Source organism: Cryobacterium fucosi (genome assembly GCF_004403515.1).
Lineage (GTDB): Bacteria > Actinomycetota > Actinomycetes > Actinomycetales > Microbacteriaceae > Cryobacterium > Cryobacterium fucosi.
The window spans coordinates 79,794-101,432 of sequence record NZ_SOHH01000068.1 but is presented as its reverse complement, the minus strand read 5'-3'; the positions used below and the strand labels follow the sequence as shown (position 1 = coordinate 101,432).

Below are 21,639 nucleotides of genomic sequence, written 5' to 3'. Positions count from 1 at the left end.
ACTCCTAATCGGTGCCGCGACCCGGCGCCCGCTTGGGCGCGGGCACCCCGCTGCGGGTCGGGGCTCCAGCCGTCACCTCCGGCGCCTCGTCGACCGACAGCTCCCGGGCGGCGAACGAGTCGTCGTCTGCGAACGACTTCATCCGGGCGATCCGGTAGATGATCAGGCCGTAGAGCGCCTTGGCGAGAATGTCGGCAATCGAGTAGCCGAGCTGTTTTCCGACCCAGGCATCCGCCCCATCGAGGCCAAGCATCGGCAGGAGGTAGGCGATCGGGTAGACGCCCCAGGTCAGGAGGAGCAACAGGCGAAGCTGACTGATCGTCCTGCGCACGCTCGCCGGCTGCCGGTCGAGTGAGCGGGTCAACTCGACGAAGAGCACGTACAGAATGTACGCGAACGGGATGGTGGAGAGCAGGCCGAACAGTCCACGAATACCGTTGTCCCCACTGATCTCCCCGGGGTAGCCGAGAGCGATCATCAGGGCCGACGCCGGGATGAGACGCGCGAGGAGACTCGTCTGCACGCGGCGGGCGAGGGCGAGCACCGCGATCAGTTCGAGGAGGAGCAGCGGCACGGTCAACAACCAGTCGACGTAGCGGTAGCCCTCGTTAAAGCCGGCGCCTGCGACCTGGAGGTAGTCCCCACGACCGCCGACGGCGTCGGTCACGAAAGCTGCCTTGAACGAGTCGAAAATGCGGAAGTAGTGGTAGGCGGCAATGCCACAGACGACAGCCGCCACGGTCATCGCCTGCCGGTACCTCGGCAGCACCCTGGTCAGGCTGACCAGCATGAAGATCGAAGCGAAGAGCTGCGCCGCGATCACGAGGGAGAAGAAGTTGTAGACGGTGTCGTACTGGGCCTGGGTCAGCGAATCGGGTATCACGGTGTCCTCCGGTGAGCGAAAAGATCGTCGAGTAGTGCGCCTTCTGAACGTGTTTCCTTTGCGTTGATCGGGCGGGAAAATCTCCCTTTCGAAAGCTACTTCTCGATCTGATGGCCGGTCGGATGCACCCCCTGACAAATTGCACAGCCAAAATTTTAGGAGGCACGGGGAGTTTGGGCGGCCTACCGGGGCTGGAACGGATGCCCCCGCTGCCGTTCCCGGCTCGACGCCCCGACTTACTTCTTCTCGTACGGAGAAGAATCGCCAAAGTTCTGCGGGGAACTCTGAAGAAGACGGGTTGCGCTTAGCGCATTCTTCAATAAGCAGCCGATAGCGGCCCGCAGAACCAGCCGTCCATCCCCCGCACAATTCAACGTCGAAGGAATGCACATGACCAACTATCAGAACGACATCGAGGCCATCGAAGCGCTGAAGCGTAGTGTCGGTCGCAGCTGGGATGCCATCGACCCGGAATCGGTCGCCCGGATGCGTGCACAGAACCGATTCAGGACCGGCCTCGAAATCGCCCAGTACACCGCGGACATCATGCGGAAGGACATGGCGGAATACGACGCCGACTCCTCCGTCTACACGCAGTCCCTCGGCGTCTGGCACGGCTTCATCGGCCAGCAGAAGATGATCTCGATCAAGAAGCACCTGAAGACCACGAACAAGCGCTACCTGTACCTGTCCGGCTGGATGGTCGCCGCGCTACGGAGCGAGTTCGGTCCGCTGCCCGACCAGTCCATGCACGAGAAGACGGCGGTTCCCGCGCTGGTCGAGGAGCTCTACACCTTCCTCCGTCAGGCCGACGCCCGCGAACTGGACCTGCTCTTCACGAGCCTCGACGCCGCCCGCGCCGCCGGCAATGACAGCACGGCTGCCGGAATCCAGGAGCAGATCGACAACTACGAGACCCACGTCGTGCCGATCATCGCGGACATCGACGCCGGCTTCGGCAACCCGGAGGCGACCTACCTCCTGGCCAAGAAGATGATCGAGGCGGGCGCCTGCGCCATCCAGATCGAGAACCAGGTGTCCGACGAAAAACAGTGCGGCCACCAGGACGGCAAGGTCACCGTGCCGCACGAAGACTTCATCGCGAAGATCAACGCCGTGCGCTACGCGTTCCTCGAGCTGGGCGTCGACAACGGCATCATCGTCTCCCGCACCGACTCGCTCGGTGCGGGTCTGACGCAGAAGCTCGCCGTGACCTACCAGCCGGGAGACCTGGGCGACCAGTACAACTCCTTCCTCGACGTCGACGAGATCACCGAGGCCGAGCTCGGCAACGGCGACGTCGTGATCAAGCGCGACGGGAAGCTGCTGCGTCCGAAGCGCCTGGCCAGCAACCTGTTCCAGTTCCGCCAGGGAACGGGCGAGGCGCGCTGCGTGCTCGACAGCATCACCTCTCTGCAGAACGGCGCCGACCTGCTCTGGATCGAGACGGAGAAGCCGCACGTCGCCCAGATCGCCGGAATGATGAATGAGGTGCGCAAGGTGATCCCGAACGCCAAGCTGGTCTACAACAACAGCCCGTCGTTCAACTGGACCCTCAACTTCCGCCAGCAGGCCTACGACACACTGGCCGCCGAGGGCAAGGACGTCTCGGCGTACGACCGCGCCAAGCTCATGAGCGTGGCCTACGACGACACGGAGCTCGGCCAGATCGCGGATGAAAGCATCCGCACTTTCCAGCGTGACGGCTCCGCCGAGGCCGGGATCTTCCACCACCTCATCACCCTGCCGACGTACCACACTGCTGCGCTCTCGACCGACGATCTGGCGAAGGGGTACTTCGCCGACCAGGGCATGCTCGCCTACGTGAAGGGCGTGCAGCGTCGGGAGATCCGCGAAGGAATCGCCACGGTCAAGCACCAGAATATGTCCGGATCCGACATCGGCGACAACCACAAGGAGTACTTCGCCGGCGAGGCCGCGTTGAAGGCCGGTGGCAAGAACAACACGATGAACCAGTTCGAGGAGCCGGTTGTGAGCAGCCACTGATTCGAGGCTCCAGTTGAGGTAGCACCGAAGAAGCCCCAGTCGCATGACTGGGGCTTCTGTGCAGGTGCGGGCGACGCTGTGGGCGCCTGCTCCCCGGCCACGCGCGGCGATGTCTGAGATTTCGACTACGCTGATCGCAGACTTCCGTGAGTAGTTCTGCTGCGAACGGACGAGCGCTGGTTGAGACAGTGCATGAGGCCCCGGTGTTCTTCGCCGGGGCCTTTCTCGTGCCGTTTCAGCGCCCCTTCTACTTGCGGGCGAGCACCACTGCCGCCTCCGGCGTGGCAACCCGGAAGCTGAAGCTCTGCTCCAGGTAGAGGTGCACCTGGCCGGCGTCGTGGTGGTCGTAGCCGATGGAGACATCCTGCCCGGATTCGAAGAGGAAGTCCCCGCCGCGCAGGCTGAGTACCACTCCGCCGTGCACGCCCGGCGTCCAGACGATCGGCCCTTCCAGGATCTCCCCGACATGCCTGAAGACGGAGAGCCCGCCGTGGTCGATGGCGGACACGATCGCGGTGTAGTCGGCGGGCCCGACGGCGAGGCCGTATGGTCCGCCGACTCCCGCGCGCCGGAGCAGGTCGACGGCGTCGGCGATCCGGCCCGGGTAGTCGTTGAAGTCCTCGACCCGCGGCACGTCGGGATGGACCGTGGCCTCGGTGATGCCGGTGAGTCCCGCGCCGGCCCAGCCGTGGAACACGGCCATGTTTTCGATCCGCGCCATGCTTGCGACGGCGTCGTCGAGATTGCCGAGGTCGGTCGCCACGGCTCCCCTGTCGTAGTCCTGGAGTTGCTGCCGGGACAAGGCAAAGTCTGCCTTGACCTCGACGAGCGGCAGCACTCGCCGTCGCAGCACGGTGATCCCGTCGACGGGAACGGCCGGGGCCGGCTCGGTCGAACCCAGGCTGGTCGCGGAGTGCCACCAGCCGTGCGGCCCGGCGAAATCGACCAGGCGGCGGGCCCCCAGCTCGACGCCGATGCGTTCGGCGGCCTCGGCGTCGATGAGGGCCCAGCCTCGATCCGAGATCGGGGCGAGGTGGCGCAGAAGGTGATCCTGGCTCATGAGCTCGTTCCCTTCAGGCTCCCGATGCCCAGTGAGTCCGGCCCCGGCCGGTCAGGGGCACCGCCCGAGCCCTGGCCGGCGCCGGCGGCGGCCTCCGTGTTCTCCCCGTTTTCGACGATGTCGCCGGCCTGGAAGAGGATTCCCCGGGCGATTTCCCGCCAGAGCGGCTTGCGCCGCAGCAGGAACTCAAGGTCCATGCTGAAGTGCTTGTACTCCTCGCCGAGCGAGTCGGCCATGATGGCCCGGGCGACAGGATCAGGCTCGAGGGACATCCGTTGTTCGTACCAGCCGATCGCCTCCGCCTCCTCCGTGAGGTTCGCGCACATGCGCGCGAAGGTGCGGGTCTCCGCCGAGAGCTCCCCGGCCGGCTCGTGGTACTGGTCGAAACCCATTTCTTGTCCTCTCCTGGGCGGGCGTCCGCCGTTGTCGCTGTCGAGGATACGCCCGGGCGGCCCTCCTGTCAGTGTCGTCCTCGGCGTGGTGACCACCGCGGCGCCCACCACAGGATCCGCTCCAGCGACGTCATCACCGAGGGAACGAGCACGGCGCGAACGAGGGTGGCGTCAAGGAGCACCGCGACCGCCAGCGCGATTCCGATCTGCTTCATCTGCATCAGGTCCCCCGTGGCGAATCCAGCGAACACGAGCACGATGATCAGGCCGGCCGAGGTGATGATCCGGCCGGAGCTCTGCAGGCCGGTCTCGATCGCCAGCCGGGTGCTCTCACCCTGGTCGTGGTGTTCCTTGATCCGCGACAGCAGGAACATCTCGTAGTCCATGGCGAGGCCGAAGCCGAAGGTGAGCACGAGGGTCAACACGAGCGGGTCAACCCCCGAGATGGTCGCGGGATCGAAGTTGAGCACTCCGGAGAGGTTGCCCTCCTGGAAGCCCCAGACCAGCACCCCCACCGAGGCCCCGAGGGAGATCGTGCTGATGACCAGGGCCGTGACCGGAATGACCACCGACCCGGTCATCAGGAACAGGAGCACGAACGTGGCGACGGCGATGATGAGCGCCGCCCACGGCGCCCCGCGCTGCAGGGAGTCGGTGTAGTCAACCGACGCGGCATCCGACCCGCCCACCCAATTGGTGAAGGCGGGACGGTCCGCCCGGATCTCCCGCACGACCGCCGGGCCCTCGTGGGTGTCGACGCTGACCCGGGAAACCCAGTGGCCGTTGACGTCGGCGGGCGGTGTGGCGTCGGTGACATGCGGCAGGGCCCGGACCTGGTCCGCCCAGGCAACGGCGGAGGCCTCGTCCGTGTCGGCGACCAGTTGCACCTTCGCCCCGGTGGCCAGCGGGAAATGGTCGTTCAGGGCGGTCACGAAGCCGTACTGGCTGGACGACCTCGGGATGGCGTCCGAGCCGCTGTTCGTGACGTTCATGCCGAGCACGGGGCTGCCGAGCAGGAGCAGTGCGGCGATCCCGACCAGGGCGATCAGGGTCGGGGCGCGCTGGACACCCCGGGTGAGTTTCGAGAAGACTCCCTCCTGAGGCGCCACATCGCCGAACCGGGTGAGGAGGCCGCCCAGGCCGGGGATGCGGGTCAGGAGGCCGGGGTGCAGCAGGCGCTCACCGAAGTACCCGAGCAGGGCCGGCACGAGCACGAGCGCCGTCAGGATGGCGATCAGCACAACCGAGACGGCCCCGACGGCGATGGCACGGATGATCGTCGGCTCGAAGACGAGCAGGCCGACGGTGGCGATGGCGAAGGTCAGCCCGGAAAAGAGCACCGTGCGCCCCGCCGTGTCGATGGTGGTCCCCACCGCCTGGAGCATGAGTTCGTGGCGCTCATCTCGGCTCTGGTGCGCCGCGGCATCCTGCCCCTCGTGGGCGGGCAGGGGCGTTGCGGGCGGTCGGAGACCGAGCGCCCGGAACGCCTCCCGGAAGCGGCTGACGATGAGCAGGCCGTAGTCGATGGACAGGCCGAGGCCGATCACCGTGATGACATTGAGCACGGTCGTGTCGATGTCCATCAGGAAACTGAACGCGTAGAGCGTGCCGAGGGCGCCGACAATGGAGGCGATCGCGCCGATCAACGGGATGCCGGCCGCCAGGAACCCACCGAAGATCAGGAGCATGACCAGCAGGGCGATGGGGAGGGAGATCAGCTCGCCCTTCTGCAGGTCGGCCTCGGCGACGGCGACGAGCGAGTCCACGAGCAAGGGGGTGCCGCCCACCTCGACGGTCGCATCGGGCGCGGCCTTCCGGAGGCCGGCGGCGGCCGCCTCGAGCCGGGCCCGGACGGGCGTGAGCACCGTGTCGCTCAGCCGGCCGTTGCTCGTGGACATGGCGACGGTCAGGAGCAGTCCCCGGCCGTCCGCCGCGAACAGCGGCGCCGCGGCTGGGTTGGGCCGGTCGTCCGGCAACGGCGGGATCTCCAGCGGGTTGACCACCTCGGTCACGCCGTCGAGATTCCTCAGGTCGGCCGCGGCCTCGGCCAGGATCGTGGCCGGCCCGGCCTCGCGAGCCTGGGCCGAGGAGAGCACGACACCGTAGACCAGCAGCGACAGCGATTCGGTGTCCTGGTTCCGGGTGCTTTGGAGCAGTTGCTCGGCCTCGCTGGCCTCGCCCTGGACGGTGGGGCCGGCGCTGGAGAGCCGCTGGAAGAGGGTCTCCCCGGCGACTCCGCCGAGCGCCGTCGCGACGAAGGCGGCGATGAGGACCACCCAGGCGATGAGCACGATGAAGCGGTGGCGGGCGATGAAGACGCCGAGGGGGTGCAGCATGGTCAGTCGTCCTTCGGAATATGAGCCGCTGACGCCAAAGTACTCCCCCGGGGTCACGACTGGGGTGCGGTCCTGCCGCCGTGCGCCCTCGTCCGCTGTCGGGATATTCCGGCCGCCGGCTGACCCGACGTGCGCATTGCCGTCCACTCCCGCCAGAGCGCCAGCCGCCGCGCGCCCACCGGGTGTCGATTCGGCCCGAGGACCGGTCGAGGTGTACCCTCAGCAGAAGACCCCAGCATACCCTTGGGGGTATTTGCCGGGTTGGCCCCATCGCTGATCCGGCCAACCGAAAGGCACTTCCATGAAGATCGTCGTCGTTGGCGGGGTGGCCGCTGGCGCCTCAGTCGCCGCGCGTGCTCGCCGCCTGGATGAGTTCGCTGAAATTATCGTGCTCGAACGAGGCCATCACGTCTCCTTCGCCAATTGTGGCCTGCCGTACCATATCGGCGAAGTCATCGCGGATCGCAGCCGACTCCTCTTACAAACCCCGGAGAGCCTGCGTGAGTCCCTCGACATCGATGTGCGGGTCGGGAACGAGGTCACCGCGATCGACAGGGCGGCGCAGACGGTGACGATCCGTGAGGTCGACAGCGGACGCGAATACGTCGAAAATTATGATGCCCTTGCCCTCTGCACCGGCGCCGAACCGCTGCGCCCTCCCCTGCCGGGCATCGATCTGGCGGGCGTGCACGTGCTGCGGCGAATCGGTGACATGGACGTGATCAAGGCGCAACTCGACGCCGCCATCGCCCAGGCCGCCGCCGGCGCACGCGGGCCGGTCAAGGCAGTTGTGATCGGGGCCGGCTATATCGGCCTCGAAATGGCCGAGAACCTCAAGCACCGCGGCGCACTCGTCGACGTCGTCGAGATGAGCGACCAGATCCTCCCGCCACTCGATCACGAGCTGTCCGTTCCGGTGGAGCACCACCTACGCAGCAGGGGAATCACCCTGCACCTGTCCACGGCGGCCGCCGCATTCACCGAACGGAAGGGCGGCGGGCTGCACGTCGAGCTGACCGACCTGTCCGTGCTCGAGGCCGATCTGGTCATCCTCTCCGCCGGCGTGCGCCCGAACACCCTGCTCGCCACGGCCGCCGGGCTGGAGCTCGGCCCGCGCGGCGGCGTGACCGTCGACACTCACATGCGCACCTCCGACCCTCACATCTGGGCCGCAGGCGACTCCGTCGAGACACCGCACACGGTGCTGCCCGGCCAGTGGCTCGCTCCGTTGGCCGGCCCCGCGAACCGGGAGGCCCGGGTGGCAGCCGAGAATATCTGCGGCCGCACGACCGAGTACCGGTCCACCCAGGGCACCTCGATCGTGAAGGTGTTCGACATGGTCGCGGGCGGCACCGGCGCCACCGAGCGCCAGCTGCTCGCCGCCGAGGTGCCCTACCGCGCGGTGCACGTGCATCCGTCCGGGCACGCCGGTTACTATCCCGGCACGGCCATGATGCAGCTGAAGGTCCTCTTCTCCCCGGACACCGGTCGAATCCTCGGCGCCCAGGCTGCGGGCTTTGACGGGATCGACAAGCGTCTCGACGTGCTCGCCACCGCCCTGCGCGCCGGCCTGACCGTCTACGACCTCGAGGAACTCGAGCTGGCCTACGCCCCGCCGTTCGGCTCGGCGAAGGACCCGGTCAACATGGCCGGCTTCGTCGCGAGCAACGTGCTGCGCGGCGACCTCACCCTCTGGTACGCCCAGGACTACCCCGAGGCCACCCGCGGCACCCGGCTGATCGACGTGCGCACACCCGAGGAGTTCTCGATCTGGCACCTGCCCGGGGCCGAGAACGTGCCACTTGGCGACATCCGCACAACCAGCGAAGCCTGGGACCGGACGGCCCGGTTCCGGCTGTACTGCGCGGTCGGCTTCCGCAGCTACCTGGCCTACCGGGCGCTCGTGCAGCGCGGCTTCACCGACATCGCCACCCTCTCCGGCGGGTCGGACACGTTCCGCTCCTGGCACGAGGTCAAGCCGGACAGTGACGAACCGCCCCTGCCGATGACCGCGTACGCGGAGTCCGCCGATATAGTCGCGGCCGCCGCCCGGTCGACCGTCCTCAGCCAGGGCACGGGGCTCCGCGTCGACCTGGACTGCTCAGGACTGGCCTGTCCCGGGCCGATCATGAAGCTCTCCGACAAGATGAAGTCGCTCACCTCGGGTGACGAGCTCGTCGTACACGTGTCCGACCCCGGTTTCGCCAGCGACGCTCCGGTCTGGGCCAGGCGCAACGGCCACCAGCTCCTGGCCATCGAGCCGGAGGGCTCCGGTTACGTCGCGACCATGCGCAAGGGCGGGGCGGCCACAACTGCCGTGACGGCGATCACGTCGGCGGAGCCCAGCCCGAGCAAGACCTCCTTCGTCGTCTTCTCCGGCGATCTCGACAAGGTCATCGCCGCCTTCATCATCGCCAACGGTGCGATCGCGATGGGCGAGGAGGTGTCGATGTTCTTCACCTTCTGGGGACTCAACTCCCTGCGCCGCATCGACCCGCCCAAGCGCGAACGCAAGCTGATGGACAAGATGTTCGCGACCATGATGCCGTCCGGCGCCGGGAGCATGCCGTTGTCGCAGATGAACATGCTCGGCGCCGGGGCGGCGATGATCAAGAAGGTCATGAAGGACAACGCCGTTGCCTCCCTGCCCGAGCTGATCGCGTCGGCCCAGGCCGGCGGCGCCCGCCTGATCGCCTGCACGATGACCATGGACCTGCTCGGCATCGCGCCGTCGGACCTGATGGACAACGTCGAACTCGGCGGGGTCGCCACCTTCCTCGGCGAGGCGGCGGAGTCGAACACGACACTGTTCATCTGAGCCGACTCCCCTGAGCCGACTCACCTGAGCCGACTCCCCTGAGCCGACTCATCTGAGAAGACAGGGGCGGGCCACCGGTCGGCGGCCCGCCCCTCACGTCATGGACGGCCCGCGATCAGGGAATCTCGTCGACGATGCCGATGAACCGACTTCCGATCCCGTCGACCTCGGTGCGGCTCATGCCGTCCGCCGGATCGGGCAGTTCATCCGATCCGTGGTGGTCGCAGGTCAGATAGGTGAAGGCCGGCCACCACTTCTTCGGGCGTGCCGCCTCGGAGAAGCCGCAGACGTCACAGCGAAGCTCCACCCAGACCGGCTTCTTGCCGGTGCGATTGGCACGCGACTGCACCAGCCAGGCCGGCGGATTGCGCTCGATCGCGCTGAGCTCGGCCTCGGTCATCCGCGACGGGAGCTCGTGCCGCTGCGCCATTTCCAGCGGGATATCCAGCCGCAGCGCGGCCATTCGTCTCGTAATCATCTCGATCAAGGATAGGCGCTGCGTGCGCCGGCGTGTGGCCCGGTCACCGGCGGCACATGGAACAATGGAGGCATGCCCGAACCACTCTCCCCTCTTGGACTCCTGCTCGATGTGGACGGGCCGATCGCCAGCCCGGTGACCCGCACGATCGCCACACCGAGCATCATCACCGATCTGATCACCCTGGCCGGCGCCAACGTTCCGATCGCATTCGTCACCGGCCGCTCGGTGGCGTTCATCCGGGAGCAGGTCGTCGTCCCCCTCCGGGCCGCGGGGCTGCCCGAGACGATGCGCATGTACGGCGTCTGCGAAAAGGGGGCCGTCTGGTTCCCGATCACCGCCGACGGCATCGGCGAGGTCGTCGTCGACGACTCCGTCGCCCTCCCGCCCGCGGCCGTCGACGCCCTGCGCCGCCTGGTGGCCGACCGGTTCGCCGACACCATGTTCTTCGACGAGACCAAACAGGCGATGGTCTCCGTCGAGCAGCGTACGGATGCCGACCACGCCGTCTACCAGGAGGCCGCCGCCGAGTTCAACGAGGCCGCGTTCTCGGTGCTGACCGGTCTCGGCCTCGGCGTGCGTTTCGGCAATCGCGTCGCCGTCGACGCGGACGGCGCCGTGCCGTTCCGGATCGATCCGACGATCATCTCCACCGACATCGAGTCGGTCACCCTCGACAAGGACCGGGGAGCGGAACGCGCGCTCGCCTTCTTCGCCGAATCGGGCCCCCTCCCGAGCGTCTGGCGCTCGCTCGGGGACTCCCGCAGCGACTACCTGATGGCCGACCACCTGCATGCTGCGGGCTACGACGTGTCCCACGTCGACGTGCGGCCGGCCTACGGCATCCTCGACCGGCCCTACCCCATCATCGTCGAAGGCGATCTCATCCACGACGAGGCCGGGGCGCAGTTCCTCGGCTTCTGGGTGGACAAGCTCGGCCTGCGCTAGTCCGCGATGAAGCGGATGCCGTCCTGCAGGCGGCTCCGCAACTCGAACACCTTCTCGAAGCTGCCCCGCTCCATGCCGGGCAGGCCGTCGCGCAGCAGCCCGACCAGCCGTGACCGGGGAACGGTGATCACGGTGGGGCGACGCCCGCGACCCGGCACCGTCAACGGCTCGGAGACGGCGCCGTCGGGCAGCACGATCACGATCGCGGTGAACCGCACCCGCAGCGACCTGGCCAGGGCGCGGGCGGCATCCGTGAAGTTGTCGACCGGGTGGTCGTCATCGTGGAGGGACTCCCCGACCAGCTCACCCCGCCGCAGCTGGACGGGTGCGCCCCAGTCTTCGGAGAGCACCCCGAACAGCCCGGCCGGCCCGAGCACGACATGGTCGACCTTGTCGACCTGGCCGCCGGCCGCGATGTCGTGCCAGGCGGTGAAGCCGATCCCGAGTCCGCTGATCTGTTGGGCGGTGGTCTCCTCGGCGAGGGCCTTCGCCAGACAGTGGCGGATCTCCCGCGGCGCCGAGCGCACGAGCGCCGGCGCGTAGGGGTCGTCGATAGTGGTGCCTCGGCCGGCCCATTCACGCAGGAGGTCGAGATAGCGTTGCCGGGCCAGGCCGCCCGGGTGGCCGTACATTCGCGCCTTGAGCCCGGTGCGGGTGGGCTGGCCGGATGTGTGCGCCGAGGCGTGGGCGGCGTGAACCGGCTGCTCGGTGGAGTCCGGGTACCGCCGGCGGTCGTAGGCGGCCCGGCTGTCGGGGGTGCCCACCCGCTCCCAGGCCACCTGTACCGCGTGGAACTGGACGGCACTGCCGCCGACATCGGGGTGCGTCTGGCGGAGCAGGCGGCGGTAGGCACGGCGAAGTTCGTCGTCGCTCGCCGACGGCGTGACGCCCAACACCTCGTACGGTGAAGCCGCGGCCGGGCTTTCTGACATCCTCGCGGTCACTTTCAGGTTCAACGATCGGTATTCCTGTCTTCACCCTACCGATCGTTGCTGGAATGTCGCCGCACGCGCCGCGCCGCCGCCCAGGGGTGCCCCAGCCGGTTCTTGTGGGACGATCAGCGGGTGAAGCCCGTCGGAGTCCTGAAGATCCATCGCTCGAGCACGCGTCTGGTCGTGATGGGCGTGCTGGGAATCGCGGCCGCGGCGCTCGCGGGCCTCTCCGGCGACTGGGCGCTCGCGCCGATCGCCGGCTGGGGCGTGGCCTGCGTCACCTATGTCGCCTGGGTCTGGCTCACGATCGCCCCGATGGATGCCGCCACGACCGCCGGCCATGCGACGAGGGAAGACCCGTCGCGTGGCGTCGCCGATCTCCTCATCGTCCTGGCCAGCCTGGCCAGCCTCGGTGCGGTCGCGTTCCTGCTGCTCGAGACCCAGACCGCCGCCGGCCGGCCGGGCATCCAGGCCGGGGTGGCCGTGCTGAGCGTCGCCCTGTCCTGGTTTCTTCTGCACACGCTCTTCACGCTGCGCTACGCGTCCCTGTACTACTCCGGCGTCGATGGCGGGGTCGACTTCAACCAGACGGCGCCGCCGAGCTACGGGGACTTCGCCTATTTGGCCTTCACCCTGGGGATGACCTTCCAGGTGTCGGACACGAACATCGAGGACCATTCCGTGCGGATGACCGCGCTCCGCCACGGCCTGCTGTCATACCTGTTCGGCTCGGTCATCCTGGCGACCCTGATCAACCTCGTCGCCGGGCTCCTGCACTGACGGCTCAGCCGGCGAACTCCCGAACGGGCCGTCCGGTCACTCCGACGTCGGCCACGAACAGGGACCCGGCGAGCGGATCTTCCCCGGGAACCAGGTCTTCCCGTGACGTGGTGATGAACAGCCGGTCGAGGCGGGGGCCACCGAACGTGCAGGCCGTCACCCGGTGTGCGCCTACCTCCACGACGCCGTCGAGGATGCCGTCCGGCGTGTAACGCCGCACGGCTCCTCCCGCGTAGAGCGCCACCCAGACGCAGCCCTCGCTGTCCACGGTCAGCCCATCGGGGTATCCGGCGTCGGCGGGGATCTCGGCGAAGGTGCGCAGCCCGGTCAGCCCGGATTCGGCGTCGTAGTCGAAGACGGCGACCCGGCCGGTGGGGGTGTCGTTGTAGTAGGCGAGGGAACCGTCCGGGCTCCACTCGAGCCCGTTGGAGATGGTCAGGTCCTCCTGGACGACGGTGACCTGACCGTCGCCGTCGAGCCGGTAGAGCGATCCGGCCCCCGCACGTTGATCCCAGGCCATCGAGCCGCAATAGAACCGGCCGTGCGGGTCGCAGCCGCCCTCGTTCATCCGCATGCCGGGGGTGCTCCAGAGCTCGTCCTGCCGGGTCAGTTCACCGGCAGCGTCCTCGAGGGCGAACCCGCGTTCGAGGGCGATCACCGCTCCGCCCGAGGCGCGGGGTCGCAACGCCGCCACGAAGGGGCCGACGTTGCGACGGTTGACCGTGTCGCCGTCGAGCGAGAGGATGTCGCCGGCGAACATGTCCACCCAGCGCAGGCCGCCCCAGGCATCCGACCAGACCGGGCCTTCGGCGTGGAAGGCGACCGGGTCGGTGAGTTGCTCGGCGAGCATGACGGCCTAGTCGCGGAGCAGCTGGACCGGGATGTACACGGCCAGGGAGACGCAGAGGATTCCGCCGAAGAAGATCGGCAGCTGGCCGGCGGTCACCGTGAAGGCGAGCCCGAAAAGCCAGAATCCGAGGATGAAAATCGCCATTGCGACGATGAAGGCGACGACATTCATGGGGTGGTCCTCTCGAGCGGTGCCCGCACAGGTTCGCCGGGCCAATGAGTCGAGCGTACCGGTTGGACGCCTCGCGGAGGGAACGGGCGGATGGTCAGTGTGCGCCGCGCGCGCCGACCGGCTCGATCAGCTCGGGGCCGTTCCCGGTCACCGGGGCAACCTCATGGAAGCGGAGGGCGGCGCTCGGCTCGCGGGACGCCTTGACCGCGGCGTCGACCAGGGCCTGGTCGCCGACCGTGTGCGGATCGAGCCAGTGGTCCCACCATTCCTCCGGGAGCACCACCGGCATTCGCTCGTGGAGTCCGCGCAGCGGACCATCCGCGTCGGTGGTGAGGATGGTGGCCGTGAGCACCCAGCGGGCCGGATCGTCGGCGGCGAGGACCGGATTGCGCCACCAGGAGTAGAGACCGGCGAACGCGAGCGGGAGGCCGTCATCGGAGTGGACGAAATAGGGCGTCTTCTCCGTGCCGACCGTGTGCCACTCGAAGTAGCCGGTCGCGGGGACGAGCGCGCGCCTGGCCGCGACCGAGGCGCGGAAGGTGGCCTTCTCCGCCGCCGTCTCGGCACGGGCGTTGAAGGTGGGGTAACCGACCGCGATCTCGGTGGAGAAGGACGGTACCAGGGACCAGCGGGCGGATTCGAGGCGGCGCACGACGGGCCCGGACTTGGTCGATTCGAGCACGATCGGTATCTGCTCTGCCGGTTTGATGTTCCACGAGGGCTCGGGGAGGTTCTCGCCCTCGTGCGGGACGTCGAACATGGCGGCGAGGTCAGGCGCCGTATCAGTGATGATGAATCGCCCGCACATAGCGACAGGCTACTACCGTCGACTCCCCGTTCGCTGCGCGCCCGGGCACTGGCGGGCCGGCCCCGGCGGGAGCAGAATCAGGGCGTCGGCACATTCGTGCCGCGGAAGCGAGTCGCCCATGATCGTGTTCATCGTGGTTCTGGCGGTCGTGGTCGTGCTGGCGGCTGTCGTCGCCTCGAATTCGATCCGGGTGATCAAACAGTACGAGCAGGGCGTGGTGCTCCGGTTCGGTCGTCTGATCGACACGCGCGCACCCGGCCTGACCTTCATCATCCCGTTCGTCGATGTGCTGCACCGCGTTGGGATGCGGATCGTGACCCTGCCGATTCAGTCCCAGGGCATCATCACCCGGGACAACGTCAGCGTGGGCGTGTCTGCGGTCGCCTACTTCCGGATCGTCGACCCGGTGAAGTCCGTGATCGCCATCGAGAACGTGCACGCCGCGATCGACCAGATCGCGCAGACCACACTGAGGAAGGTCGTCGGCCAGCACACCCTGGATGAGACCCTCGCCGAGACGGACATCCTCAACGTCAACATTCGCGAGATCCTCGACGTGCAGACCCTGGACTGGGGCGTGGAGGTCACCCTGGTCGAACTCAAGGACATCCTGCTCCCCGACACGATGAAGCGCGCGATGGCCAGGCAGGCCGAGGCCGAACGGGAGAAACGGGCCAAGATCATCAACGCGGAGGGCGAGTCCCTTGCTGCGGCCGCGCTCGGCGACGCCTCGGACACGATGATGGCCCACCCGCTCGCCCTGCAGCTGCGGAATCTCCAGAGCCTCGTCGAAATCGGGGTGGACAAGAACACCGTTGTCGTCTTCCCGGCGCCCCTGATGAGCACAATCGGTGAACTCGGATCGTTCCTCGCCCGCGAGACCGCGGCAGCGACCGGGACTATCTCCGAGAGGAACCCGTGACCAAACCGAGATACGTTCGATTGTGGTGGTGTGGTCAGCGCAACAGCCACCGTGTCGCCCCCGCCCCGGGGCGGGGGCGTGGTGCGGGGTGGTCTGATCGCCGACCGGTTCGAACCGCTCACCGTCTCCGCCGCCACGACCTCGCGTGACTTCCGCTAGCGTCGATCGAGGCGGCAACCTGCGCCAGGGCCCCTGAGCCCCCGGACCGACGACCAGGAATGGACGACCGAGACATGCACGATGGCAACCCGCAGGACCGGTACAGCGCGGATGTGCTCACACCAGGCTGGCGGGACGTGGGCCGCACCGTCATTCCGTCCCAGGAGGCCACCGCCGGCCTCGTCGTCGAGGAGGCCGCCACCGGCTTCTGCGGCGCCGTGGTGCGGATTGAGAGAAACGTCGTCTCGCTCGAGGACCGCCACGGCAAGCTGCGTCTGTTCCCGCTCGGGGGCGGCTTCCTGATCGACGGCCGGCCCGTCGCGCTCGTCCTCCCCGCCCGGGCGGCATCACGGAAGCCCGCCCGCACCGCGTCCGGCTCCCTGGCCGTGTCGGATGCCCCGGCCCGGGTCGCCCGCGGCAGCCGGATCTTCGTCGAGGGGCGCCATGACGCCGAGCTGGTCGAGAGGGTCTGGGGCGCCGACCTCCGGATCGAGGGCGTCGTCGTCGAGTACATCGAGGGCGTGGACAACCTCGAAGAGCTCCTCGCCGAGTTCAAGCCGGGGCCGACCCGCAAGGTCGGGATGTTGGTGGACCACCTCGTCGTCGGCTCCAAGGAGAGCCGGATCGCCGATGCCGTGGCGCGCGGGCCCTACGGCCGCAACGTGCTCGTGGTCGGGCATCCGTACGTGGACGTCTGGCAGGCGGTCAAGCCCGAGCGCCTGGGACTGTCCGAATGGCCGGCCGTTCCTCGCAGCATCGAGTGGAAGCACGGGATCTGTGAGGCCCTCGGCTGGCCCCACGAGGACCAGGCGGACATCGCCAGGGCCTGGCAGCGGATCCTCGGCCGGGTGCGGACCTTCGCCGACCTCGAGCCGCAACTCCTCGGTCGGGTGGAACACCTCATCGATTTCGTGACCGCGGAATAGTGCAGACAACCCGACTTTGTGCACAACTTTCAGGAAACGTAACGCTTTAACCTCGAATTTGCACGGAATTCAGTGTGAACCGGGCCTCGTGGGCTAGTGTTATCTCAGTAGTTGTAGTGCTTGCACGTCTTAAAACGCGGTGACCTCGGTTCCCGCGGCGTATTCCTTTCGGAAGCGGACGACGAATACCGCGACGAACGGCCTCGAAAGTCGAGGCTTTTCTAACACTCCTGGAGGAGTTTCAAAAATGGCAACAGGTACCGTGAAATGGTTCAACGCTGAAAAGGGCTTCGGCTTCATCGCTCCCGACGACGGAAGCGCCGATGTCTTCGCGCACTACTCCGCGATCGCATCGAACGGCTACAAGTCGCTCGACGAGAACCAGAAGGTCGAGTTCGAGGTAACCCAGGGCCCCAAGGGTCCCCAGGCCGAGAACATCCGCGCCCTCTAAATAACAGCCACACAAGCTGCTTCAACGCTCCCCGCTTCGGCGGGGAGCGTTGTTTTTGTTAGTGAGGGTCTCGACAGGCTCGACCACCGGGTCGAGGGTCTCGACAAGCTCGACCACCGGGTCGAGGGTCTCGACAGGCTCGACCACCGGGTCGGCGGGCTCGACACCGGGTCGGCCCGTTCGTTACCTGACCAGGTCCTGCCAGCCGTCCCCGTCGACGTACTCGAAGATCAGGTTGGTCTCGGTGTGGGCGACGGCCGGATGCTCCGCGAGGTGCTCCAGGACGAAGTCGCGCAGGTCGGAGGCATCCGCCGCCGCCACGTGCAGGAGGTAGTCGTCGGCGCCGGCCGTGTGGAACAGGCCGATCACGCCGGGCCAGTGCGGCGCCGCGTTGCGGAAGTCGTCGATCTGCACCCTGGCGTGCTTGACCAGGCGCACCGAGATCAGCGCCTGCAGGGAGGCGCCGAGCGCGGCCAGATCGATGTTCGCCCGGTAGCCGCGGATGTGCCCGAGCTGCTGCAGGCGGCGCAGCCGAAGCGACACGGTGGACTCAGCGACGCCGATCTCCGCGGCAAGGGCGGCGCCGGAGGCCCTGGCGTTGACCGACAGTGCGCGGAGGAGCGCGCGGTCGACCCGGTCGATTTCGGATTTCTTCGGTTCCATGGACCCACTCTTCCCTTGACGAACAGTTTATGCGATATTCCCGGTGCAGACGGAAGACTCTGCAGGAGGTCTTGTGCAAGGGCACAGAATCTGTTTTCGTCTGAGGATGATGCCAACGACGCCGCACCTGGAAACGATCGCCGTGCACGCCGGGATGGGCGGTCTGACCGAGTCGGGGGTGCACGTGCCCGGGATCGACCTGTCGACGACGAACCCGCTCGGCGGGGTCGAGTCCGGCGGCGACTCCTACGAGAACCTCGCCACGGGCGGCACACTGGTGCCGGGCGAGTCCGCCGTCTACCAGCGGCTCTGGCAGCCGGGCGTCGCCCGGTTCGAGACGGCGCTGTCCGCTCTCGAGGGCGCGGAGGCCACCGTCGCCTTCGCCAGCGGGATGGCCGCCCTGGCGGCGGTGCTGATCGCCACGGTGGCGGCAGGCAAGCCGCACGTGGTGGCGCTGCGGCCGATCTACGGCGGAACTGACCACGTGCTGGCGACGGGCCTGCTGGGCACGACCGTGACCTGGGTCGACGCGGCGGGAGTGCGCGCGGCGATCCGGGCCGATACCGGGCTGGTCATCCTCGAGACGCCCGCGAACCCGACCCTGGAGCTGACCGACATCCGGGCGGTGGCGGATGCTGCCGGCGAGGTGCCCGTGCTGGTCGACAACACCTTTGCGACGCCGGTGCTGCAGCGCCCGATCGACTCCGGGGCCACCCTGGTGCTGCACAGCGCGACGAAGTTCCTCGGCGGCCACGGCGACGCGATGGGCGGGACCGTGTCCGGCCCGGCAGACTGGGCCCGGCGCCTGCGCCAGGTGCGCGCGCTGACCGGTGGGATCCTGCATCCGTTCGGTGCGTACCTGCTGCACCGGGGCCTGCGCACGCTGCCCGTGCGGGTTCTCGCCCAGCAGGCCACGGCGGCCGAGATCGCCGGGCGGCTCCTCGGTCACCCGGCACTCGCCCGGGTGCACTACCCCGGCCTGCCCGGCCAGGACCCGCAGGGTCTGCTGGGCCGGCAGTGCGGCGGCGCAGGGTCGGTCATCGCCCTCGACCTGGCCGGCGGCTTCGACGCGGCCGTGCGCTTCACCGAGGCCTGCCGACTGATCACCCACGCGGTCTCGCTCGGCGGGGTCGACTCGCTCGTGCAGCACCCGGCGTCGCTCACGCACCGTCCGGTCGAGGCCGGCGCCAGGCCGGCCGCCGCGGTCGTGCGGCTGTCGATCGGGCTGGAGCACGTCGACGATCTGATGGCGGACATCGTGGCAGCCCTGGACCTGGCGACGCTCGGGCTGGTGCCCGTGTCGACGGACGACCTGATGGCGACCCGGAACAGCTGATCGGGTCTGGACGAGGCGGCCCGGGTGGAGCCCGCCTGCCAGGCCTCAGCTGCGACCGAGGCGGCGGCGGAGCAGGTCGATTCGTTTCTGCAGCTGGGTGACGCTGGCCTGGGCGACGGCCGGGCCGCCGCATTCGCGACGGAGTTCGGCGTGCACCATGCCGTGAGGTTCGCTGGCGAGCTTGGACCACATGCCGACCAAGCTGGCGAGCAGGGTGCGCTGTTCCTTCAGCGTGCGGTACAGCGGCGGCGGTTCCTCCGGCGCGATCTCACCGGTCACCGGGTCTTTGCGCCGGTCCGATGACCGCTTCGCCTGGCGGGTCTGCCGCTGGCGGAGCAGCTCGGAGACCTGTTCGGGCTCGAGCAGGCCGGGAATGCCGATGAAGTCGAATTCCTCGTCGGTCCCGGGCTCCGCCAGCTCGCCGAACTCGTCGCCGTTGAACATGACCATGTCGAAGGTGGCCTGGGAGTCGATGGCCTGCCACAGGAACTCCTCGCCCAGCTCGTCAGAGCCCTTCTCCTCCTTGTTCGCGGCGGCGACCATGGCGTCTTCGGGGTTGTACATCCCGTCGTCGCCGTCGTCGCGGTTGCTGCGGTCGAGGGCGTGGTCCCGCTCGAGTTCGAGCGCGTTGGCGAGGCTGAGCAGGCCGGGCACGTTCGGCAGGAAGATCGAGGCGGTCTCACCGCGGCGCCTGGCCCGCACGAACCGTCCGATCGCCTGGGCGAAGAACAGCGGGGTGGACGCGCTCGTCGCGTAGACGCCCACGGCCAGCCGGGGCACGTCGACGCCCTCTGACACCATCCGCACGGCGACCATCCAGCGCCGACTGTTGTGGGAGAACTCGTCGATCCGGTCGCTGGATTCCTTCTCATCGGAGAGCACGACCGTGACCGGCTCCCCCGAGATCTCCTCGAGGATCGTGGCGTAGGCGCGCGCCATGCTCTGGTCGGTCGCGATCACCAGTCCCCCGGCATCCGGGATGCCGTGACGCACCTGGGTGAGCCGGGAGTCGGCCGCGCGCAGCACCGCCGGTATCCATTGCCCGGTGGGCTCGAGGGCGGTGCGCCAGGCCTGCGCGGTCACGTCCTTGGTGTTGCCCTCGCCGAGCTTCGCTTCCATCTCGTCGCCGGCCCTGGTGCGCCACTTCATGTGTCCGGCGTAGACCATGAACATGACGGGGCGCACCACGCCGTCCTCCAGCGCGCGGCCGTAGCCGTAGTTGTAGTCGCTCTGGGAGAGCCGGATGCCGTGCTCGTCGGGCAGGTAGCTCACGAACGGGATCGGCGAGGTGTCGGAGCGGAACGGGGTGCCGGTCAGGGAGAGCCGGCGGGTGGCCGGCTCGAAGGCCTCACGGATCGCGTCGCCCCAGCTCAGCGCGTCGCCGCCGTGGTGCACCTCGTCGAGGATGACCAGGGTGCGGCTGGACTGGGTGAGTTCGCGGTGCAGGGCTGCCCGGCTGGCCACCTGGGCGTAGGTGACGGCGACGCCGTGGAAGTGGCTGCCGTAGCGCCCGTTCGCGTTCTTGAAGCTCGGGTCGAGCCGGATGCCCGCCCGGGCCGCGGCATCCGCCCACTGGCGTTTGAGGTGCTCGGTCGGGGCGACGACGGTGATCCGGTCGATCAGCCGCCTGGCCTTCAGCTCGGCCGCCAGCCTCAGCGCGAAGGTCGTCTTTCCGGCGCCCGGCGTGGCCGCGGCGAGGAAATCGCGGGGCTGGTGCACGAAATACGCCTCGAGCGCCTCGGCCTGCCAGGCGCGAAGCTTGCTCGCCGTGCCCCAGGCGGCGCGCTCAGGGAAGGACGGGGACAGGTGTTCGGCTGCACTCGTTCCCTGGATTGGTCCGAAGGCAGGCAAAGTAGTCACTCCCTGAAATCTAGCAAGGTGCGCCGACACTTTGGTGCGAACGGGGACAATGGAAGCATGACGACGCCGATGCATCCGTGGTCCCGCTATGTCGCACTCGGCGATTCCTTCACGGAGGGTGTGGGAGATCCGGAGCCGGCCAGCCCGGGCGGGCACCGCGGCTGGTCGGACCGGGTCGCCGATGTTCTCAGCCAGGGCACGGAGGATTTTGCCTACGCGAACCTCGCGGTCCGCGGGAAACTGATCGGCCAGGTCATCGAGGAGCAGATCGAGCCGGCTCTCGCGCTGCACCCCGACCTGGTCACCATCTCCGCCGGCGGCAACGACGTGCTCCGGCCCGGGTCCGACCCTGACCTCATTGCGGCCCGGTGCGAAGAGGCCGTGCGCCGGCTCGCCGCCGACGGCGCGACCATCGTGCTGTTCACGGGCGCCGATGTCGGGTTCTCCCCCGTCTTCCGCGGCATCAGGGGCAAAGTCGCGATCTACAACGAGAACATCCGGGCCATCGCGGCGAAATACGACTGCGTGGTGGCCGATCTCTGGTCGCTGACCGAGCTCCAGGCAGCGGGAATGTGGGCTCCCGACCGGTTGCACCTGAATGCGCTCGGCCACCACACCGTGGCCCGGATGGTGCTCGCCGTGCTGAACGTGCCGAACACTCTCGAAGCGTTGGTGCCGGAGCCGATGCCGGGCACGACCTGGCGGAAGGCCCGCAGTGAGGACATCCTGTGGGCGCGCGAGTACCTCGTGCCGTGGGTGCTGAGGCGCATCCGCCACCAGTCCTCCGGCGACCACGTGCTGCCCAAGCGGCCGGAGGCAGGGCCGTTCGGTCACACTCCGGCCTAGCCCGGGCTAGCCC

General features: G+C 68.3%; 21 protein-coding genes. 10 read left to right on the top strand and 11 right to left on the bottom strand.

Annotated elements, in window-relative coordinates; translation table 11 throughout:
- Positions 1 to 4 precede the first annotated feature (4 nt).
- Entirely contained in the window at positions 5 to 883 is an 879-nt protein-coding gene (locus E3T48_RS10125) for a bacteriorhodopsin-like (protein ID WP_134523938.1), read from the bottom strand.
- A 390-nt stretch (positions 884 to 1,273) separates the two neighbouring features.
- On the opposite strand from E3T48_RS10125, the gene E3T48_RS10120 reads away from it, so the two are divergent.
- Positions 1,274 to 2,890 carry an isocitrate lyase gene (locus E3T48_RS10120; RefSeq protein ID WP_134523937.1) on the top strand — a complete coding sequence of 539 codons (1,617 nt, stop codon included), beginning with the start codon at positions 1,274 to 1,276 and terminating at the stop codon, positions 2,888 to 2,890.
- A gap of 247 nt (positions 2,891 to 3,137) precedes the next feature.
- Here the strand turns inward: E3T48_RS10120 and E3T48_RS10115 are convergent, their stop codons facing one another.
- The 3 genes from E3T48_RS10115 to E3T48_RS10105 form a co-directional block, all read right to left on the bottom strand.
- Positions 3,138 to 3,950, bottom strand: coding sequence for a family 1 encapsulin nanocompartment shell protein (locus E3T48_RS10115; protein ID WP_134523936.1), 813 nt, complete (start codon positions 3,948 to 3,950; stop codon positions 3,138 to 3,140).
- A complete protein-coding gene (locus E3T48_RS10110; protein ID WP_134523935.1) occupies positions 3,947 to 4,342 on the bottom strand; it encodes a ferritin family protein in 396 nt (131 codons plus the stop codon). Before E3T48_RS10110 ends, E3T48_RS10115 begins: the two co-directional genes overlap by 4 nt.
- A 68-nt stretch (positions 4,343 to 4,410) precedes the next feature.
- Positions 4,411 to 6,678, bottom strand: a complete 2,268-nt coding sequence (locus E3T48_RS10105; protein WP_134523934.1) for an MMPL family transporter — start codon at positions 6,676 to 6,678, stop codon at positions 4,411 to 4,413.
- A gap of 301 nt (positions 6,679 to 6,979) precedes the next feature.
- Between E3T48_RS10105 and E3T48_RS10100 the strand changes: the two genes are divergently transcribed.
- Positions 6,980 to 9,496 carry an FAD-dependent oxidoreductase gene (locus tag E3T48_RS10100; RefSeq protein ID WP_134523933.1) on the top strand — a complete coding sequence of 839 codons (2,517 nt, stop codon included), beginning with the start codon at positions 6,980 to 6,982 and terminating at the stop codon, positions 9,494 to 9,496.
- A 115-nt stretch (positions 9,497 to 9,611) separates the two neighbouring features.
- Here the strand turns inward: E3T48_RS10100 and E3T48_RS10095 are convergent, their stop codons facing one another.
- A complete protein-coding gene (locus E3T48_RS10095; protein ID WP_134523932.1) occupies positions 9,612 to 9,974 on the bottom strand; it encodes a hypothetical protein in 363 nt (120 codons plus the stop codon).
- A 72-nt stretch (positions 9,975 to 10,046) separates the two neighbouring features.
- Here E3T48_RS10095 and E3T48_RS10090 point away from each other — a divergent pair, with 72 nt between their 5' ends.
- Positions 10,047 to 10,922, top strand: a complete 876-nt coding sequence (locus E3T48_RS10090; RefSeq protein WP_134523931.1) for an HAD family hydrolase — start codon at positions 10,047 to 10,049, stop codon at positions 10,920 to 10,922.
- Here E3T48_RS10090 and E3T48_RS10085 read toward each other — a convergent pair.
- Positions 10,919 to 11,854 (bottom strand): J domain-containing protein, encoded by a 936-nt coding sequence (locus E3T48_RS10085; RefSeq protein WP_134523930.1) that lies wholly within the window; start codon positions 11,852 to 11,854, stop codon positions 10,919 to 10,921. The genes E3T48_RS10090 and E3T48_RS10085 overlap by 4 nt on opposite strands.
- Before the next feature lie 132 nt (positions 11,855 to 11,986).
- Here E3T48_RS10085 and E3T48_RS10080 point away from each other — a divergent pair, with 132 nt between their 5' ends.
- Positions 11,987 to 12,634: a DUF1345 domain-containing protein gene (locus E3T48_RS10080; protein WP_241986758.1), complete on the top strand. Its 648-nt coding sequence runs from the start codon at positions 11,987 to 11,989 to the stop codon at positions 12,632 to 12,634.
- A gap of 4 nt (positions 12,635 to 12,638) precedes the next feature.
- Here the strand turns inward: E3T48_RS10080 and E3T48_RS10075 are convergent, their stop codons facing one another.
- From E3T48_RS10075 to E3T48_RS10070, 3 genes are all read right to left on the bottom strand, one after another.
- Positions 12,639 to 13,484 (bottom strand): SMP-30/gluconolactonase/LRE family protein, encoded by an 846-nt coding sequence (locus E3T48_RS10075; protein ID WP_134523929.1) that lies wholly within the window; start codon positions 13,482 to 13,484, stop codon positions 12,639 to 12,641.
- Positions 13,485 to 13,490: 6 nt separating this feature from the next.
- Positions 13,491 to 13,655, bottom strand: a complete 165-nt coding sequence (locus tag E3T48_RS16740) for a hypothetical protein (RefSeq protein ID WP_166789690.1) — start codon at positions 13,653 to 13,655, stop codon at positions 13,491 to 13,493.
- Positions 13,656 to 13,749: 94 nt separating this feature from the next.
- Complete coding sequence (locus tag E3T48_RS10070) at positions 13,750 to 14,463, bottom strand: SOS response-associated peptidase (RefSeq protein ID WP_134523928.1); 714 nt, start codon at positions 14,461 to 14,463, stop codon at positions 13,750 to 13,752.
- 118 nt (positions 14,464 to 14,581) lie between these two features.
- Here E3T48_RS10070 and E3T48_RS10065 point away from each other — a divergent pair, with 118 nt between their 5' ends.
- From E3T48_RS10065 to cspE, 4 genes are all read left to right on the top strand, one after another.
- Positions 14,582 to 15,385: a slipin family protein gene (locus E3T48_RS10065; RefSeq protein WP_174844149.1), complete on the top strand. Its 804-nt coding sequence runs from the start codon at positions 14,582 to 14,584 to the stop codon at positions 15,383 to 15,385.
- Positions 15,386 to 15,415: 30 nt separating this feature from the next.
- Positions 15,416 to 15,544: a hypothetical protein gene (locus E3T48_RS17410; protein WP_255455821.1), complete on the top strand. Its 129-nt coding sequence runs from the start codon at positions 15,416 to 15,418 to the stop codon at positions 15,542 to 15,544.
- Between the two features lie 74 nt (positions 15,545 to 15,618).
- Positions 15,619 to 16,470, top strand: a complete 852-nt coding sequence (locus E3T48_RS10060; protein WP_134523945.1) for a DUF3097 domain-containing protein — start codon at positions 15,619 to 15,621, stop codon at positions 16,468 to 16,470.
- 247 nt (positions 16,471 to 16,717) lie between these two features.
- Entirely contained in the window at positions 16,718 to 16,921 is a 204-nt protein-coding gene (gene cspE, locus E3T48_RS10055; RefSeq protein WP_035840308.1) for a transcription antiterminator/RNA stability regulator CspE, read from the top strand.
- A 183-nt stretch (positions 16,922 to 17,104) separates the two neighbouring features.
- Here the strand turns inward: cspE and E3T48_RS10050 are convergent, their stop codons facing one another.
- Positions 17,105 to 17,584, bottom strand: coding sequence for an Lrp/AsnC family transcriptional regulator (locus E3T48_RS10050; protein ID WP_134523927.1), 480 nt, complete (start codon positions 17,582 to 17,584; stop codon positions 17,105 to 17,107).
- Between the two features lie 106 nt (positions 17,585 to 17,690).
- Here E3T48_RS10050 and E3T48_RS10045 point away from each other — a divergent pair, with 106 nt between their 5' ends.
- On the top strand, positions 17,691 to 18,920 hold the full coding sequence (locus E3T48_RS10045) for a trans-sulfuration enzyme family protein (protein ID WP_134523926.1): 1,230 nt from the start codon (positions 17,691 to 17,693) through the stop codon (positions 18,918 to 18,920).
- Between the two features lie 45 nt (positions 18,921 to 18,965).
- Here the strand turns inward: E3T48_RS10045 and E3T48_RS10040 are convergent, their stop codons facing one another.
- The gene (locus E3T48_RS10040; RefSeq protein ID WP_241986757.1) at positions 18,966 to 20,780 is read right to left on the bottom strand and encodes a DEAD/DEAH box helicase; all 1,815 of its coding nucleotides are present in this window, start codon (positions 20,778 to 20,780) and stop codon (positions 18,966 to 18,968) included.
- A 57-nt stretch (positions 20,781 to 20,837) separates the two neighbouring features.
- On the opposite strand from E3T48_RS10040, the gene E3T48_RS10035 reads away from it, so the two are divergent.
- Positions 20,838 to 21,626, top strand: a complete 789-nt coding sequence (locus tag E3T48_RS10035) for an SGNH/GDSL hydrolase family protein (RefSeq protein ID WP_134523924.1) — start codon at positions 20,838 to 20,840, stop codon at positions 21,624 to 21,626.
- Positions 21,627 to 21,639: the final 13 nt, after the last annotated feature.

Bases quoted from the DNA above. Each gene is read 5' to 3' on its own strand.
- E3T48_RS10090 (WP_134523931.1), top strand. From the start codon at position 10,047: ATGCCCGAACCACTCTCCCCTCTTGGACTCCTGCTCGATGTGGACGGG.
- E3T48_RS10100 (WP_134523933.1), top strand. From the start codon at position 6,980: ATGAAGATCGTCGTCGTTGGCGGGGTGGCCGCTGGCGCCTCAGTCGCC.
- E3T48_RS10115 (WP_134523936.1), bottom strand. From the start codon at position 3,950: ATGAGCCAGGATCACCTTCTGCGCCACCTCGCCCCGATCTCGGATCGA.
- E3T48_RS10075 (WP_134523929.1), bottom strand. From the start codon at position 13,484: ATGCTCGCCGAGCAACTCACCGACCCGGTCGCCTTCCACGCCGAAGGC.
- E3T48_RS10045 (WP_134523926.1), top strand. From the start codon at position 17,691: ATGATGCCAACGACGCCGCACCTGGAAACGATCGCCGTGCACGCCGGG.
- cspE (WP_035840308.1), top strand. From the start codon at position 16,718: ATGGCAACAGGTACCGTGAAATGGTTCAACGCTGAAAAGGGCTTCGGC.
- E3T48_RS10065 (WP_174844149.1), top strand. From the start codon at position 14,582: ATGATCGTGTTCATCGTGGTTCTGGCGGTCGTGGTCGTGCTGGCGGCT.
- E3T48_RS10035 (WP_134523924.1), top strand. From the start codon at position 20,838: ATGACGACGCCGATGCATCCGTGGTCCCGCTATGTCGCACTCGGCGAT.
- E3T48_RS10110 (WP_134523935.1), bottom strand. From the start codon at position 4,342: ATGGGTTTCGACCAGTACCACGAGCCGGCCGGGGAGCTCTCGGCGGAG.
- E3T48_RS10085 (WP_134523930.1), bottom strand. From the start codon at position 11,854: ATGTCAGAAAGCCCGGCCGCGGCTTCACCGTACGAGGTGTTGGGCGTC.
- E3T48_RS16740 (WP_166789690.1), bottom strand. From the start codon at position 13,655: ATGAATGTCGTCGCCTTCATCGTCGCAATGGCGATTTTCATCCTCGGA.
- E3T48_RS10105 (WP_134523934.1), bottom strand. From the start codon at position 6,678: ATGCTGCACCCCCTCGGCGTCTTCATCGCCCGCCACCGCTTCATCGTG.
- E3T48_RS10095 (WP_134523932.1), bottom strand. From the start codon at position 9,974: ATGATTACGAGACGAATGGCCGCGCTGCGGCTGGATATCCCGCTGGAA.
- E3T48_RS10120 (WP_134523937.1), top strand. From the start codon at position 1,274: ATGACCAACTATCAGAACGACATCGAGGCCATCGAAGCGCTGAAGCGT.
- E3T48_RS10060 (WP_134523945.1), top strand. From the start codon at position 15,619: ATGCACGATGGCAACCCGCAGGACCGGTACAGCGCGGATGTGCTCACA.
- E3T48_RS10070 (WP_134523928.1), bottom strand. From the start codon at position 14,463: ATGTGCGGGCGATTCATCATCACTGATACGGCGCCTGACCTCGCCGCC.
- E3T48_RS10050 (WP_134523927.1), bottom strand. From the start codon at position 17,584: ATGGAACCGAAGAAATCCGAAATCGACCGGGTCGACCGCGCGCTCCTC.